The 16,220-nt window shown below is 67.6% G+C and carries 14 protein-coding genes; 5 read left to right on the top strand and 9 right to left on the bottom strand.

The genetic code is table 11. The annotated features are described in order from the left end of the window. Nucleotides 1–24 precede the first annotated feature (24 nt). Together GFY24_RS12375 and GFY24_RS12370 are read left to right on the top strand one after the other, a co-directional pair. Nucleotides 25–978 carry a patatin family protein gene (locus GFY24_RS12375; protein ID WP_153805124.1) on the top strand — a complete coding sequence of 318 codons (954 nt, stop codon included), beginning with the start codon at nucleotides 25–27 and terminating at the stop codon, nucleotides 976–978. Further along, entirely contained in the window at nucleotides 975–1,559 is a 585-nt protein-coding gene (locus tag GFY24_RS12370) for a QsdR family transcriptional regulator (protein ID WP_309230761.1), read from the top strand. The genes GFY24_RS12375 and GFY24_RS12370 overlap by 4 nt, the downstream gene beginning before the upstream one ends. A 166-nt stretch (nucleotides 1,560–1,725) precedes the next feature. Here the strand turns inward: GFY24_RS12370 and GFY24_RS12365 are convergent, their stop codons facing one another. Next, on the bottom strand, nucleotides 1,726–3,861 hold the full coding sequence (locus GFY24_RS12365; protein WP_153805123.1) for a cation-translocating P-type ATPase: 2,136 nt from the start codon (nucleotides 3,859–3,861) through the stop codon (nucleotides 1,726–1,728). Between the two features lie 70 nt (nucleotides 3,862–3,931). Continuing rightward, nucleotides 3,932–5,251, bottom strand: coding sequence for a serine hydrolase (locus tag GFY24_RS12360; RefSeq protein WP_309230760.1), 1,320 nt, complete (start codon nucleotides 5,249–5,251; stop codon nucleotides 3,932–3,934). A 236-nt stretch (nucleotides 5,252–5,487) separates the two neighbouring features. Between GFY24_RS12360 and GFY24_RS12355 the strand changes: the two genes are divergently transcribed. Further along, the gene (locus GFY24_RS12355) at nucleotides 5,488–6,141 is read left to right on the top strand and encodes a zinc ribbon domain-containing protein (protein ID WP_194852835.1); all 654 of its coding nucleotides are present in this window, start codon (nucleotides 5,488–5,490) and stop codon (nucleotides 6,139–6,141) included. Between the two features lie 89 nt (nucleotides 6,142–6,230). Here GFY24_RS12355 and GFY24_RS12350 read toward each other — a convergent pair whose 3' ends face one another. The 5 genes from GFY24_RS12350 to GFY24_RS12330 form a co-directional block, all read right to left on the bottom strand. Next, nucleotides 6,231–6,512: a hypothetical protein gene (locus tag GFY24_RS12350; RefSeq protein ID WP_153805121.1), complete on the bottom strand. Its 282-nt coding sequence runs from the start codon at nucleotides 6,510–6,512 to the stop codon at nucleotides 6,231–6,233. Between the two features lie 78 nt (nucleotides 6,513–6,590). Continuing rightward, nucleotides 6,591–7,862: a hypothetical protein gene (locus GFY24_RS12345; protein ID WP_153805120.1), complete on the bottom strand. Its 1,272-nt coding sequence runs from the start codon at nucleotides 7,860–7,862 to the stop codon at nucleotides 6,591–6,593. Nucleotides 7,863–7,899: 37 nt separating this feature from the next. Beyond that, nucleotides 7,900–9,354 carry a tetratricopeptide repeat protein gene (locus GFY24_RS12340; RefSeq protein WP_228566248.1) on the bottom strand — a complete coding sequence of 485 codons (1,455 nt, stop codon included), beginning with the start codon at nucleotides 9,352–9,354 and terminating at the stop codon, nucleotides 7,900–7,902. Nucleotides 9,355–9,421: 67 nt separating this feature from the next. Next, on the bottom strand, nucleotides 9,422–10,489 hold the full coding sequence (locus tag GFY24_RS12335; protein WP_153805118.1) for a hypothetical protein: 1,068 nt from the start codon (nucleotides 10,487–10,489) through the stop codon (nucleotides 9,422–9,424). Further along, on the bottom strand, nucleotides 10,486–11,946 hold the full coding sequence (locus tag GFY24_RS12330) for a hypothetical protein (protein WP_153805206.1): 1,461 nt from the start codon (nucleotides 11,944–11,946) through the stop codon (nucleotides 10,486–10,488). Before GFY24_RS12330 ends, GFY24_RS12335 begins: the two co-directional genes overlap by 4 nt. 148 nt (nucleotides 11,947–12,094) lie before the next feature. Here GFY24_RS12330 and GFY24_RS12325 point away from each other — a divergent pair, with 148 nt between their 5' ends. Next, the gene (locus GFY24_RS12325; RefSeq protein ID WP_153805117.1) at nucleotides 12,095–12,640 is read left to right on the top strand and encodes a lipoprotein LpqH; all 546 of its coding nucleotides are present in this window, start codon (nucleotides 12,095–12,097) and stop codon (nucleotides 12,638–12,640) included. 107 nt (nucleotides 12,641–12,747) lie between these two features. Then, the gene (locus GFY24_RS12320; RefSeq protein WP_153805116.1) at nucleotides 12,748–13,536 is read left to right on the top strand and encodes a hypothetical protein; all 789 of its coding nucleotides are present in this window, start codon (nucleotides 12,748–12,750) and stop codon (nucleotides 13,534–13,536) included. Between the two features lie 65 nt (nucleotides 13,537–13,601). On the opposite strand, the gene GFY24_RS12315 is transcribed toward GFY24_RS12320, so the two are convergent. Together GFY24_RS12315 and GFY24_RS12310 are read right to left on the bottom strand one after the other, a co-directional pair. Beyond that, on the bottom strand, nucleotides 13,602–15,071 hold the full coding sequence (locus GFY24_RS12315; RefSeq protein ID WP_153805115.1) for an MFS transporter: 1,470 nt from the start codon (nucleotides 15,069–15,071) through the stop codon (nucleotides 13,602–13,604). A 36-nt stretch (nucleotides 15,072–15,107) separates the two neighbouring features. After that, complete coding sequence (locus GFY24_RS12310) at nucleotides 15,108–16,064, bottom strand: RNA polymerase subunit sigma-70 (protein WP_153805114.1); 957 nt, start codon at nucleotides 16,062–16,064, stop codon at nucleotides 15,108–15,110. Nucleotides 16,065–16,220: the final 156 nt, after the last annotated feature.

Raw genomic sequence — 16,220 nt, 5'->3', positions numbered from 1 at the left:
CTCGGTGGCCACGAAAGGGGACCCATGCCCGAGCAGGATCACGCCCTCGGCGTCGGCGAACTCATCGCCCGCCGGCACCGCGAGGAAAGCGCACCCGGCGCACGCACCGACGGGCACCGGCTCGCGCTGGTCATCGAAGGTGGCTCCTCGCGCGGCGCCTTCTCGCACGGCATGGCCATGGCCATCGAGGAGCTCGGCGTGCTGCCCTGCTTCGATGCCGTATACGGGGCCTCGGCGGGCGCTTTGAACGGTGCGTGGCTGCTCTGCGGGCGGGCCGTGCACTCCGAACGTGCCTGGCATCCCGAGGTGATCAATCGGGTCATCTCACCGATGCGGGCGCTGCGCGGCGGACGCGTGGTGGATACCGAATACCTGGTGCACACCGTGTACGAGCGCATTGTGCCGATGGATTTTCCGGCGATTCTGGCCAATCCGGTCACCTTCCATCCGATCGCGACCGATGCCGATACCGGCGAAGCGGTCGATCTGCACTCCGGCCTGAGCGACAGCGCCTCCGTACAGGCCGCGCTGCGCGCCTCCACCTGTCTGCCGATCCTGGCCGGGCGGCCGGTGCGGATCGGCGGGCGCCGCTATGTCGATGCCGGACTCTCCGAATCGGTGCCGATTCGAACGGCCTTGGCGCAGGGCGCGACCCGGGTACTGGTGTTGCGTACCCGCCGGGAGGACGAAATCGTGCGCCCACCATCGACTTTGGAGAGCCGGGTGGTCTCGCGCTTCCTGGCCCGGCACGCGCCCGGCACCGTCGGTCCGTGGCGCACCCGGGTGCAACAGCATCACCGCGACGAGGCGGATTTCGCCACCGATCCGGCGATTCTGCAGATTCGCCCGCCGCACAGCGCGCCCGATATCGGCCGGGTGGATCGCGATCCCGCGGTGCTGCGCGAGGCGCTCGGCCTCGGCCGGGCGGTCACCGCGCGCACGCTCGCGGCGTATCTGACCCCTATGCTTTCCGCGTGACGCGCGCGGAGGGGACCAGGGCACCGGGCAGACCGGCGTCGGCCAGTCGGGACGATGTGCTCCGGGCCGCCATCGATATGTTCCTGGCGGGTAAGCGGCTGGATGTGCACGCCATTGCCGCACAGCTCGGGGTGGGCCGGGCCAGTATCTATCGCTGGTTCGGATCCCGGGACGGGCTGCTCGGCGCGGCCATTGCCCGGCAGTTGGAGCGCATGATCGGCTATGCCGATAAGCGCAGCCGGGCCAAGGGCGGTCAGCGGCTGAGCGAGATTCTGGATCGGACCGTACAGAGTCTGGTCGAGAATGATTCGCTGCGTACCTATTTCGACAATGAGTCGACCGCCGCCCTGCGGTTGATCACCCGCAGTGACGGAATCGTGCATCCGGCGGCGGTGGCAATTGTCGAGCGACTCATCGAGAGGGCGCAGACCCAGGGGTACGAACCGCCGATCGATCCGAACACCCTGGCGTACGCGCTGGTTCGGCTCTGGGAGGCGTTCCTCTACAACGATGCCGTGGCCGGATTCCGCGGCGATGTGGAACGCCTGCGCCAGGTGCAGACGGCGCTGCTACGCGCCTGAGACCCGCTCAGGAATCCGACGGCCGGAGCGGCGCCGTCCACGAGATGCGCCGGGCGGCAGGCAATGCGTTCATGACCGGATCAACTCGATCGAGACTCCGTGACCCAGGCCACTGCGGCGGACAACAGCGCGATCCGGCAATAATTCAGCGAATCGATAGCCGAACTCAGAACGGCAGTCGCAAGCGCTTGAGCGACAAGGCATTCAGCGCCACGATCACGCTGGACCCCGACATCGAGAGGGCGGCGATCTCCGGGCGCAGGGTGAAGCCGAAGGCGGGTTCGAAGACGCCCGCCGCGATCGGCAGCGCGATGGTGTTGTAACCGACTGCCCAGGTCAGGTTTTGGTGCATTTTGCGAAGGGTGCCGCGGCCGATGCGCAGGGCGGTGGGGACGTCCAGGGGGTCGGAACGCATGAGGACCAGGTCGGCGGTTTCGATGGCCACGTCGGTGCCCGCGCCGATGGCGATACCCAGGTCGGCCCGGGCCAGGGCGGGTGCGTCGTTGACGCCGTCGCCGACCATGGCGACTTTCTTTCCGGTGGACTGCAATTCGGCGATCTTGTCGGCCTTGTCGCCGGGCAGGACCTCGGCGATGACGGTGTCGATCCCCAATTCGGCGGCGATGCGCTGAGCCGTGGCCGCGTTGTCGCCGGTGAGCATGACTACTTCGATGCCCATATCGTGCAGGTCTTGTACTGCGCGAGCGGAGGTTTCGCGGGCCGCGTCGGCAATGCCGATGACCGCCGTCGCCTTACCGTCGACCGCGGCCAGGACCGCGGTCTGGCCTGCGCCGGCCACGCGGTCGCGGGCGGCGGCCAGGTCGCCGAGGTCGATGCCCTCGCGTTCGAGCAGGCGGCGATTGCCGACCACCACGCGGCGGCCGTTCACGGTGGCAATGGCACCGTGACCCGGGACGTTCTCGAAGTCTTGTGCCCGTTCACCATTCGCGCCGTGGCCAGCGGCGTAGTTCACGACCGCCTCCGCCAGGGGATGCTCGGATTCGCGTTCGACGGCGGCCAGCAGCGGGATGAGTTCGGCGGCGGTGATCACCCCGTCGGTGACGATTTCGGTGACCTCGGGCTCACCCTTCGTGAGGGTGCCGGTCTTATCCATGACGACGGTCTGAATACGCGCCGCGCTCTCCAATGCCATCGCATTCTTGAACAGCACACCGCGTTTCGCGCCGAGCCCGGTGCCGACCATGATGGCGGTGGGGGTGGCCAGGCCGAGGGCGTCGGGGCAGGTGATGACCACGACGGTAATCGCGAAGAGCATGGCCTTGGCGAAGGTGGCTCCGGCGAGCAGCCAGACCACCAAAGTCAGTGCGCCACCCATCAATGCGACCAGCACCAGCCAGAAGGCCGCGCGGTCGGCCAATTTCTGGCCGGGGGCCTTCGAATTCTGGGCTTCCTGAACGAGATTCACGATTTGTGCGAGAGCGGTATCCGCGCCGACCTTGGTGGCCTCGACGCGCAGCACGCCGTTCTTGTTCAGGGTCGCGCCGATGACGGCCGCACCGGGTTCCTTGTGCACCGGCAGGCTTTCGCCGGTGACCATGGATTCGTCGACTTCGCTCTCACCCTCGACAACCTGACCGTCGACGGCGATCTTCGCGCCCGGCCGCACCAGCAGCACATCGCCGACAATCACTTCGGCCGTGGGGATTTCGACCTCCCGACCGTCCCGGATGACCACGGCCCGCGGTGGTGCGAGGTCCAGCAGGGCGCGAATGGCGTCATTGGCCCCGCCGCGCGCCCGCATCTCGAACCAGTGCCCGAGCAGGACGAAGGTGGCGAGCATGGTCGACGCCTCGTAGAACACCTCGCCGCCGCCGCTGAGGGTGATGATCAGGGAGTACAGCCAGCCCGCGCCGATGCCGACGGCGACCAGCACCATCATGTCGAGGGTGCGGGCCCTGAGCGCGGCGACCGCGCCGGTGAAGAAGATGGTCGAGGAGTAGAAGATCACCGGCAGGCTCAGGATCAGCGCCCAGATGTCCTGGCGCAGACCGAGCGGGGTCGGCAGATCCAGGCCGAACATATCCTTCGCCATGGGCGACCAGAACATGACCAGGAGCGAGAAGACCAGCGCCACCAGAAAGCGATTGCGCATGTCACGGGCCATATCGTCCATGGACATGCCCGAGTGCCCGGCATGGCCGCCGTGGCCCATTGCCGCGTGATCCATGCCCGCGTGGTCCATGCTCCCGTGGTCGGCGTGATCCATTGCGGCATGTCCGGCGTTCATGGCCTCGTGCTCGGCATGATCCATCTCGCCGTGGGAGGCATGTCCCTGATCCATGGCCCGACCATATACCCTCAGGGGGTATCTCGCCAGCCCGGTGTGACCGGCGAGTCATCCCGCGGGCGGCCTATCGGATGCCGGGAGTCGCCGGATCGGTTCCGAAGCAGCCGACTATGTAGCAGCCCGGCGGCCAATCCGACACCGGCGGCGCGAGGGGTTTGTCGAGACAGGTCAGCAGCCCGCATCCCGGATAGGCCATCGGCCCCAGACCCAGCGCGGCGAGGGTGGCCGTCGGATTGGAGATCATCGGATCCGCCAGGCTGATATCCGGATGCTCCTCGTACGGACCCGGATCGGCCAGGACCGGATCACGGAACGCGAAGGTCAAGGCGCGCAACACATCATGCGGGAAGCTGACCGAACCACCGGGCACGGTCACACCGGTCCAGCTGACCAGCAGTCCCAGACTCGGCACAATCGTATTGTCCTGCCGCATCATTCCCGACATTTGTATGGCGTCGGCGGGCATGCCGGGGAAGATGGAACCGCAGTCGGGGCCGTTCACCACGAACAGGAAGCCGTAGCAGTCGTTGGCGGCGGTCGCGGTGGTGGCCCGGGTCAGATAATCGGCCGAGATCACCTGTGTGCCATGCCAATCCCCGTGATTCGCGATCAACAGGCCGAGTTTGGCGAAGTCGTCCGGCGGCAGCACCAGGTGCGCGTACCCGTAGGTGTTCTGACTGCGATCGCGCGCCCAATGATAGTCGGTGCGCTCGATTCCCAAGGGCGTGAACAGTTTCCGCTGCGCGAAGGCTTGGAAGTCCTCCATCACCGCCTGCTGCACCACATACACCAGCAGGTCCACCGCGCGCTGACTGTACTGCCACTGGGTGCCTTGCGGATGCACGATGGGCATGGCCAGGGCCTGCGCCACCACATTCGGGTCGAGTTGCACCAGCCCGGTGACACCCTCCGAGGCGACGGCCACCTGCATTCCGGAGGTCTCGGTGAGCAGGCTGCGCACGGTGATCGCCCGATGCGCCGAATCACCCAGTCCCGCGGGCAGATAGGCGTCAATCGCGCTGTCCAGGCGCAGCAGTCCCGCATCGACGGCCGCACCGGCCACCAGCGACACCACGCTCTTGGTGCTGCTCCACAGGTTCCACGCCATACCGCCCGCGCGCTTGTTATTGGGCCCGCCCGCGACCAGGCAGTTGTTCCGGAAGATCTGCACGGTGAACCGCGACGGGTCGGCCGCGAAGTCGACGGCGCGCTGTAGCGCCGCCGAATCCAGGCCCACCTCTTCCGGATTCGCGCTCTGCGGGGTGCGCCCGCTACTCACCTCACACTGCTGCTGTGCGGGGTCAGCCCGCACGGCGGGTTGCCCGACCAGCAGTAAACCCGCCGTAATCGCGGCAACCACACCGACTGTCACAATCCGAAACACACCATCCACCTCTCCCGAAGTCCCATCCCGCACATCGGCAGGACGGCTGGCCCGTTATCGATTCGTAACCCCCGACTTACTGGGGCGCTGATTCTCGGGGCGGGCGTGGTGTCCGCATTCGTCCCTCCTGTTGCGGACCCCGCACGCCATGCGATATGAACCTGACGACACGTGGCCCGGGGGCTCCGGTCGCATACGTTCGAACTTCGCTGAGCTGCAAAGGAATTACTCCCGCCATGACCGCACCGGTCGTCTTCACCAGCTCCTACTCCGACAATTCCAACGACAATGGTTTCCAGTGGGAGTTCCATTGCGATCGCTGTAATACCGCGTACCGGTCGCCGTTCGAGCAGAACTATCTCTCACGCGGGCGCGGTGTACTGCGGGTATTGCGAGATCTGTTCGGCGACTACTCCAAGACGATCCACAAGGTATCCAACGCGGCCGACGATTTCTCCAATACCTGGAGTGGCGGTGCGGCTTCGGCCACCAAGGACAAGGCGTTCACCAAGGCCGTCGACCTGGTGAAGGACGATTTCCGGCTCTGCGCGGGGTGCGGCTCCTGGGTTTGCGCCCGGATCTGCTGGAACGATCATGTCGGCCAGTGCACCCGCTGCTCCCCCATGGCCGCGCATCAACTGGCGCAGGCGCAGGCCGAGGCACGCGGCTCGCAGTTCCGCGATGCGGCCAACCAGCAGGACTGGACGCAAAACCAGGACATGTCGGTGCCGAGCCGCGTCACCTGCCCCACCTGCGCGGCGAATACCACCGGCGGCCGATTCTGCGGCTCCTGCGGCACCGCGCTGGACCTGCGTACCAACTGCACCGGCTGCGGCCATCAGATCCAGGCGGGCACCGCCTTCTGCTCCAATTGCGGTCGCGCGCAATAGGAGTCATACAGCAAAACGGAGCCCCTCTCGATTCTTCGAGAGGGGCTCCGCCGGTTATGGGCGCTGGGCCGGTTATGAGAGCGGGGATGTCAGCAGCCGAAGGAGCCGGTGCAGAACGGCATCGGCGGCAGCGGGGGCAAGTTGTTCCAGCGATCCGGGCGGTCGTGGCGATCCCAGTCGCCGCGATGGTCCCAGTCCCCATGGTGATCCCAGTCGCCATGATCCCAGTCATCGTGATGACCGGGGCGGCTGATATCGCTGGGAGCGGACACATTCGCGTCCGCGCCGGCCGGAATGGCCAGCGCGGCAAGGGGTACGGCGGCGAAAATACCGACCGCGGCGATTCGGGCTACTACTGCAGTGCGAGTCATCCACCTATCGAACGACTCATTCCTCACAGGTCCATCGGAGTCACCTGGCAAGCGGCTGGGAGTCCGGGCGGCGACGGCCTAGGCGCGGGCGTCGACGGTGGCGAAGGCGGACCAGACCAGGGGCGAGTGTTCGATATTGCCGGATTCGCGCCAGGCGGCGAGGCGGGCGCGTTGCCAATTGTTGAGGGCGGCAACAGGGTCGGGGTGTTCGTGGGCGGCGTCGATGGCGCAGACGGCGTCTTGGAGAGGGTGGCTGGTCGGGGGTGCGCCGCCCAGGCGTTGGAAGGCCAGGTCTGTGGGCAGGATCCAGCGGCCGGCGGTGACCAGTTCGGCTCCGCCGGTGAGCATTGCGGCTACCAGGCCGAGGGCCTCGCCGAAGCGGAGGTCGCCGCCGCTCTCGCAGGCGATGAGGGCTACTCGGCTGGGGATGGGCCAGAGTTGCGGGCCGGTGCGGGGGTTGTCGGAGAGGGTATAGGTGCCCAGGAGCAAGTCACGGGCGGAGAGGGGGCGATGATCGCGTTGGGCGGGGGCGAAGCCGAGGGTCTCGGCGGTGCAGGCCAAATGCATTGTGGCCGCCTCGCTCTGGCCGGAGTCGGGGGCCGCCGCAGTCACGTGTCCGATGTAGAGGAGCCGGGAGGCGCCCGCGCGTAGGGCTTCGCCCAGCCAGGCTCGGTCGACATCTGTGCGGCGGAAGGCGGTGAGCGGATCACTCACCTTGGGCACCAGCCGATCTCGCGTCACATACGCGGCGACCAGGGTGGCCAATGGTGCGGTCTCGTCCATTCGGCCGAGTACCGAACCGAGCGCCGAGTCCGCCCGGAACCCGGGAACGCGTGGGTCCAGCACGGCGACCACCGGCAAATCCCTTGTGTCCGTCCAGGATCGGCCGATGCGCGCGGGGGCGTGCACGATGCCCGGCGGGGCGAGCAGGCTCACCTCGGCGATATCCACCAGCCGCACATCGGTATCGGGGGCGATCAATTCCCAGGGAATCTGCGCCACCCGCGGCGAGGGCTGAATCCGAATGCGCGGCCGCACACCCTGTACGTGTAGCTCGTACAGCCGCACCGCAAGCTGATACGGCAGGAAGGTCGCCGACAGGTACTGCGCCAGTTTCTCTTCCGATTCGAGCGCTGCCAATTCGCCTGTGGTGAGCGCAGATTCGAGCCTGCCGACCGCACCGGCGGCGGGCAGCGCGGCCGCGAACCTGTGCACCGCCGCGGTTACCTGCGCCTCGGGGATTGCCCAAATTCCCGCTGCCCCACCGTCGTTCTCCCACCGCCAGGAGACGAACAGATCGCCGGCGTCTGCCATCCGCACGTAGACCGTGGGCTGCGCACCGGTCACCATGGCACCCCTCGGTGCTCGTAGTGGGTGAAATAACCGGTCATGCCCGCACCACGCGGCTATCGCGCAGGGCCCGGCCGTAGCGTTGTTCGGCGGCGGTTATCCAGACATCCAGGGCGATACGGCCATCCGGGGCGACGGCTACCCGCGGCGGGAGGGCGACGGGTAGTCCGGCGCGCGCGGCTACCGCTGCCAGGGCATTGCCGAGTTGCAACGCGTCGTTGAGCGGGCCCGGATTCGACGGCAGTGGTTCCAGCGGGTCCAAGGTGTCCAGAGGTAGGCGCGTGGGCTGCCCTGCCAGCCGGTCGATGTCGAGAGTTGTTCCAGCGCACGCTGTTTCGATCAGGTCGGCCAAGAGATCCACATCACCGGCGAGGTACGAGTAGCGAAATGCCAGGCGCATGGCCGGATCGGCCATGCGGCGGTTCCAGGTTTCGCGCTGTGCGCCATCGGGCAGTTCATAGCGGACCGCATCCAGGGCCAAGGCCGCCGGGACGGCCAGATCGACGGCCTGTGGGAGCAAGGCGGGGTTGGCCTCCAGCAGCGGCTCCACCAAACCGGCGTGCCAGTAGTCGACCTGGGCGCAAAGCAGACCGAGCCCGTGCTCTGCGTAAATCGTTCGAGCGGTGGCCAATTCGGCCTCACCCTCGGCGTAGCGCCCGGCATTGAATGCCACGGTGGCCAGGCGGGTGCGCACGTCGGCGGCGTCCACGATCACCCCGGATTCCTCGAAGCGTTCCAGGGCGCGCCGGTAATGCACCTCCGCCGCATAAGGCTGATCCCGGCGTTCGGCGATCAAACCCATGACCTTCCAGCCGATTCCGGCACGGTGAGAATGGCCGGAGGTCTCGAAGTAGTCCTGGGCGGTCGCCAGCAGTGGCTCCGCCTCATCGAATCGTCCTGCGCGAGTGAACATTACGGCAATATTCTGGCGGGTCTCGGCAATGCCGTCGCCATCGCCCGCGGCGGCGAAGGCGGCCAGGGCCTGTCCCGCGAAGTCCTCCGCCAGCTCCCAGCGCCCGGTCTCGAAGTGCGCGGCGGCCAGGTTCATGAGCGAGTGACCGACCTGTTCGGGTGCGAAACCGGTTGCGGCATCCAAGGATTCACTGGCGATCTCGATACTCCGCGCCCACTGCTGCCGATGCAGCGCCACCGCCGTCAACGAAACCAGGCAGGCGTACCGCAACTCCACCGGCGCACCATCGCCGGACAGCAATTCCCGCGCCTGCTCCAGCGCGTCCTGTGCCCCATCCAGATCCCCGAGCAGCTGCAGCGCCTGCGACAGATTGATGAGCGCCGCCGGTCGCATTCGCGGCGCATCGGTCCCCATCTGCGCCAATGCCTCCCGGTACCGCTCGGCCGCCAGCGCGTGATCCCCCAATTGGTCTGTCACCGCGGCGGCATTCACCATGGCGCACACCCGAATATCGCCGGCCTCGGTAAGCGCCGCGTCCTCGAAGATCCGCAGCGCCTCCCCCAACTCCCCGCGGGCCATGGCCTCGGCCCCGGCCCGCAGTACCGCCGATTCTCCCGGCGTCCCACCCCCGGTGGTGGCGACCACCTCAGAAGTCCGAATCGTCGGTGGCGGAGGCGATTTCGGCGAGCAGCGGGCTGTCCGCTCCCTCATCACCCAGCGGGGAAACGGCGCGGCGCAGGCGGGAAAGGGCGAATTCTCTAATCAGACGGCGCGATTCGGCCTCATCGCCGGTCGAGGTGATACCGAAGTCCGGCACGTAGATGTCCACCCGCGCGGTCGATCCGGTTGTCGTGAACGATGTTTCACCGACCCAAGCACCGTCGGCCGAGCGCAGTTCGGTCTCCCGCACCGCACCGCCGGTGGCTATGCGCGCCCAGGGCCGCAGGTGCGCGGGCAACCGGGCGGGCAGGCCCGGTGCCGCGACAGCGGCGACCGCGATGGTGGACACCCCGCCATCACGAACAACCTGCCAGGACACCGCTTTTTCGGAGGCGTCGACCAGCCCGGGCGGGCAGCGCCGCCAATCCCAGCCGACAACGCCACGACCCAGTATCAACCCGCCGACTGCCTCATCGCCTGCGGCGAGCGCGTAATCCGAAGCACGAGGACGACTTTCGAGTATCGCACCGACCGGAGGACCGATCGCGTCCGCGCCGTCGAGGAGCGCTTCGCACTGCTCGGTCAGCACCGCGATATCGCGGTTCAGCAACTGCTGATCGAGCGCGGCGATACCGTCGAGAGTCGAGCTAGGCCACCACCGAGAAGCCCAGTGCGCGTACGCGAGTCGCCACGCACTCGACGCGAGCGCGGGCAGCGCCGGTGCCGCGCCATGCCACTCCCCATCGACATCGGCGGCCTGCCGCGCGGAGCCGGGCAGGGTTGCCGACGTACCGGACGGCCCTTCGCCGAGGGCAAGGGCGATCCGTTCGCCGTAGATCGCCCACACCCACTCCTGCGCGAGCTCGACATCGTCGACAACCGCGGCCGGAATCGACGGTCCGGCAAGCACATTCCAGGTGAGGTGCCCGCCCGCGACCTCGAGGACCATGACATCCAAGCGCGGTGCGGCGTCCAGTACGGTTGCCGCCCCGGCGGGCGTGATTCCGCGCAACCCGTCGCCGAGCCGCCGAATGAGCACTCCGGTCTCCGTCATCCCGCCCTCGATTCCATCTCATCGAGTTCAGCCGCTACCGCGGTCGCCGCCAATACCTTCTTGACCCGCATCCGGTGATCCAGCATGACCGAACGCGCCACACCGTCGAGCAGGTCCCACAGCTCGTCCGCCGCGTACACCGGCAGCTCCCGCACATCGCGCCCGTGCACCCGTGGCCACAATCGCCGCAGGTACGGCCGCCACGGCACCCGCAGGTCGGCCGCGATAACCCCGAGCGGACCGCCGGCTTCGAGTGTTGTGGCCGGTTCGCTCGGCGCGAGAGCCCCTGCCATGTCGAGCGGTACGGTCGATTCGGCCCGCACCATCATCCGGCGTGCCTGTAGCACATACGCTTCGCGCTGCCAGCGATTGTTGATCACGCGCGCGGCGGCGGATACGGCATCCGCCTCGGGTGTGCGTGACCCGTGACCGTTGCCCGGGTGACCTGCCACCGCATCACCAATACCATTGTGCGCGTGGACTATCGGCCGCAACTGGATGGCGAGTAGCGCACCCGCCGCGGCGGCCACCCGCAATGATTCGTCCAGTAGCGCCCAGGGAGCGCAGGACCGGGCGATCTCGGCATCCACCAGCTCGGGAATCGGCGGCAGGTCGGCGCGTTCACTGGCGGCCTGCAGCACGGTGAAGACCCGTTCGTGAATTGTCCGGTCGAACGGCAATCCCAGGCCGGCCTTGGAGGCCGACTCGCCCACCCGCGGCGGCTGCGGCACAGTCCGCGCCGTCAATCCGAGCTGCTGCGCGGTAGGGAATTCGGGCATTCCGGTGGGCGGCGTTCCGGCATCATCGGCCGCGGCGAGCCAGAGTCGAATCCCGTGGTGCGTGCCGATCGACGCGGCCGTCAGATCGTCTATATCGATCTCGGGGCCGGATTCGCCGAGTCGGCCGGCGGCGCAGGCGTCGAGCAGGTCTCCGAGCGTGGCGGTGTGGTCGGCCGTGCTGGTGAGAGGCCGTCGCCGCCAGGCGGTTCCGATGAGTTCGGCCAGTTCGGCGGCGCGGTCCGGATCGGCCAGATACTCCTTCAGGGCCTGCGTGGTGCGGCCCGCGGTCAGATTGTGGATTTCCAGGAGTGCGTCCTCGGCCGCACCGCGATCACTGACAGCATCGGGCATTCCGGACATGGTCGCGAGTTCGAAACAGCGCTGGAAGTAGAGGTCCTGCGCGTTCCCGTCGGTGATGCGCAGTGCCCGCCGCACCTGTTTGAGCAGCGTGAACCAGGCGGCGGTGGCGCGCAGGACATCGGCGGCGGCATTGACGCGAGCGGTGAGCAGGACCGCGCCGTCGGCGGACAGGATCGAGCCGGCACAGAGCGGATGCTGCACCGGCCGGATGACCAGTGGGTCCAGGATCAGCTTCACGGTCCGGCGCAGTGGCCCGCCGTGTGGCCCGCTGAGGGCGTCGACCTCATCGAGGCGCCGCCAGACCTCATCCAGCACCATGGCCCGCGGTCGTCGCATTCGCCCAGGTTATCGGAGTTTGTCCGAAATTCGCGCGGCAAAAGTTGGGATCGGTAGGGCGCGGTGCGCTTTCTACGGTTCTCTCATCGGCCCCGAACGCGAGCCGAACCGAGAAGAACTGGGAAACACCATGAACAGCAAGTCGATTCGCCTGACCGCCGCCTTCGCCGCCACCGCGGCCGCCGCCCTGCTCGTCACCGGCTGCAGCGATAATTCCAGCTCCCCCGCCGCCAACTCCACCACCTCGGCGGCCGGTGCCCCGACCTCCGCCGCTACCCCGGCGGGCGGCAAGTCCGCGGCCTCGGTCGACGGTAAGGCCCTGGACGCCAAGTTCGAGACCACCTGTGTGAAGCAGGGCGGCACCCTGGCACTGGCCCTCACCGATACCGGCAATTCCACCTACGGCCAGCTCAGCGTGAGCGCGACGGTGACCGGCGACAATACCGTGCAGGCGGTCGGCATTGCCGGGTCCAAGGGTGGCGGCAATGGCATGCCCTACGCGGTCGGCTACGGCAACGGCGTCCCCGGCGGTTCCGCCAAGGTCGTCAAGAACGGCAATACCTACACCGTCACCGGTGAGGGCGTCGGCGCACCGGATCTGTCCAATCCGACTGCCGGAGTCAAGAACTCGAAGTTCGAGATCGTCTTCGCCTGCGCGAACATCGTCGGCTCCTAGTAGTTCTTCGCACGCGGCGCCCGGTCCCTCTCCCCGCTCATGCCGCGCCGGGCATGAGCGGGACCAATCCCCTTCGCTACAAACCTAATTCCGATTACGAGGACATCATGAAGAACCAGATCCGGACCGCCGCAGTCGCTTTCTCGATCCTGGCGATCGGCTACTACCTGTGGCACGGCCTCACCTCCGACGATATGTTCGCCTGGGTGGGCTGGGAGATGAGCCTGCCGATCATCGCCCTGACCGTTGTCCCGATCGCCTTCGCCTTCAGCGGCGACGGCATCATGTCGGCCCTGACCGGCAATAACAGCTCCGAATACCGCAATGCCCTGATGGGTCTGGGCACCGTGGAATCGGTGCGCAATACCGGTGTCTCGCTCAATGATCAGCCGCAGGTGCGGATCGACTTCCGGGTCGAGGGCGTGGATGGCAAGGTCTTCCCGTCCTACGCCAAGATGATCGTGCCACTGACCGAATTGGCGCTGTTGCGCACCGGTGTGGTGCTGCCGGTCCGCTACCTGCCCGGGCAGACCGACCGCGTCGAGGTGGATCTGTCCGGCGACTCCTCGGCCGCACAGAATGCCATGAACCAGGCCCTGATTCGCAAGGGCATCACCACCCAGGCCAAGCTGGATATCGCCCGCGATGGTATTTCGGCGCAGGCCGTGGTGAGCGCGCTGGCGGTGCCTGGCGAGATCCGCGACGGTTACCCACGGCTGGATCTGACGCTCATTGTCACCCGCCCCGACGGCAGCACCTTCGAGGCGCGGACGGAGAAGTTCCTCCCTCCTACCCAGGTCTCCCAGGTGCAGATCGGCCGCGTGGTCCGGGTGCACTATCTGCCGGGGCGCGAACAGGAATTGGTCATCGCGCTGGCGGTCAATACCGGACCCTGACTCTCGACCGAAACACCTGGCGCCGCAGGCTGACAAGCCCGCGGCGCTTTTGCTGTGCCGGCAATCTAGTGCACCTCGACGGGGACGACCTCGGTGCGCCCCGCCGCCCGTTCCGCGCGCCGGACCACCGTGAGCGCGGTGACCACGGCGACGAGGGCGAACCCGGCGGCGACCAGCGAGCCCCGGCGGAATCCGGCGGTGAGCGCCTCCGGATCCGGTATGGCGGCAACCGTGCCCGAGACCGCCAGTGCCACCGAGGCGACAATCGCGGTGCCGAGCGCTCCGCCCATTTCCCGTGCGGTCTCGACCATGCCGCCCGCCAGTCCGCTGACCGACTCCGGAATGCCGATGAACGCCGCCACCTGGACCGCCACCAGCGACAGTCCCACGCCGACGCCGAGGCCGAGGAAGCCGGGGAACAGGTCCTGCCAGTACTGGGCGTGCACCGGGACCCGGGCGAGCCACACCAATCCCGCTGCGGCACAAGCCTCTCCGAGCGCGAGCGTCCATCCCGCACCGACCTTGGCAAGGATCACCGGGGCCACGCCACCCGCCATCACCAGCGCCGTTCCGGCGATCGCGAGGTATGCCACGCCGGTGCGCAGCGGCGAGTACCCGAGCCCCTGTTGCATGAGCAGGGACGCCTCGAAAATGGTTGCGAAGAAGCTCGCGAAAACCATTGCGGCGGTGAGGTTCGCGGCATTGAGGGTGGGCCGCCGGAACATGCTCAGCGGCATCAGCGGTTCCGCCGCGCGATGTTCGATCAGTGCGAAAACGGCCAGCGCGCAAGCTCCGCCGATCAGGAATCCGAGGGTCGACGGTGCGGTCCAGCCGCGTTCCACGCTCTTGTTGATGCCGTAGACGATGGCCATGAGCCCGCCGGTCACGGTGACCGCACCGGCGATATCGGCCCGGCCGCGCTGGATGACCCCGTCCGCGGGAACGTATTTCGTGACCAGCGCCAGCAGCACGGCCACAATCGGCACATTGATGAAGAAGATCCATGCCCAGCCCGGCCCGGCGGTGAGCGCACCGCTGACCACGACCCCGACCGCCGCCGCACTGCCACCGGCCGCGCCGAACAGGCCCAGCGCCTTGGTGCGCGCCGCGCCCTCGGGGAAGGTCCACACCAGAATGGCCAGGGCGGCGGGCGCGGTGAAGGCCGCGCCGACCCCCTGCACGGCGCGTGAAAGCACCAGCTGCGCAAAGGAATCGGAGAGCCCGGCGGTGAGTGAGGCCAGTGCGAACAGGCCCAGGCCGAGCAGCAGCATGCGCCGTCGACCGAGCAGATCCGCGGCCCGGCCGCCGAGCAGTAGCAGCCCGCCGAGCATGAGCCCGTAGGTGATGACGACCCATTGCAGATCGCTCGGCGCGAGTCCGAGATCGGTTCGGATGGAGGGTAATGCGACATTCACGATCGCGATATCGAGGGTGACGATGAACTGGGCGCCGCACATGAGGGCGAGAATCGCGGCGGGCACCAGTCGCCGCGGCACCCGATCCGCTCTCGACGGTGCGATTGTTTGATTGACCATGCTCCGAACAACCGGTGCGGCCGCGAAAACTCGTCGCTAGCCGATCATTTCGAGCGGCAACCCGAAGTGCGGGAACAGTTCGGCCTGCAAGAACGTATGTATTTCCGCGATCCGCCCGTCGTGTACCTCGAGCACCTGGATGGCCGTGGCCAGATACCGGCCGCCGCGCTCCTGGTAGATGGCCACCGCCGGGCAGCCGTTCGCCTCGGTGCGCACCATGCGCTTGCGCAGGCAGCCCACATCGGAGACCCGCATCCAGGTCGCGAACCGTTCGCGGCCGCGCAGCCAGAAGGCGTGCGGCGGCATGGCGATCACCACATCGTGGTGCAGCAGCGCGACTATGCCGTCGATATCGAAGCGCTGGAAGGCCGAGACATAGTCCTGCAGTAGCGCGGTGTCGATCGGCTCGGCGGCCGGTGTCTCGGCGTGTGCCCGGGCCAGCACGGCCCGGGCCCGCCGCAGCGAGCTGTTGACCGCGTCGACACTGGTGTCCAGCAGTTCGGCCACCTCGGCGGCCTTCCAGCACAGCACATCTCGCAGAATCAATACCGCGCGCTGGCGGGGCTGCAGGTATTGCAGCGCGGCGATGAAGGCCAGCCGCACCGATTCGCTCGATACCGCCTCCTCGGACGGATCCGCCGCGACTCCGCTCGGAAATGGTTGCACCCAGGTCGATTCCGGTAGTGCGGGCCCGATATCCCCGTGTGGATCGCTCGCCGCCGTCAGATCCATCGGCAGGGCGCGCCGCTTGCGATCATTGAGGGCGTCGATGCACACATTGGTGGCAATGCGATACATCCACGGCCGCAACCCGTCCCGATCGCGTACCCGCCCCGAGGACCGCCAGGCCCGCACCATCGCCTCCTGCACCGCATCCTCGGCCTCGGTGAGCGAGCCGAGCATGCGGTAGCAGTAGGCGAGCAGCGGCCTGCGCAGCAGTTCCAGCTCCTGCTCCACCGTGACTGTGGCTGTGGCTGTGGCTGTCGAACCCATGCGGCACTCCTAGGACCGTCGAGTGGGTGCTCGCACAGAACACCCTCGACAACTAGGACTCCCCGGCCGCGCGAAAGTCGTCGCGGCTCGGGAATAGAATTCGGTTCAGCAGCCGAGTTGGCCCTGCGATCCGCAGTATGCCCTGGTCAGGGCAGC

The sequence above is a fragment of the Nocardia sp. SYP-A9097 genome (genome assembly GCF_009649815.1).
Taxonomy (GTDB): domain Bacteria; phylum Actinomycetota; class Actinomycetes; order Mycobacteriales; family Mycobacteriaceae; genus Nocardia.
The sequence above is the reverse complement of the archived record's forward strand: the minus strand, read 5'-3'. Positions and strand labels throughout refer to the sequence as shown.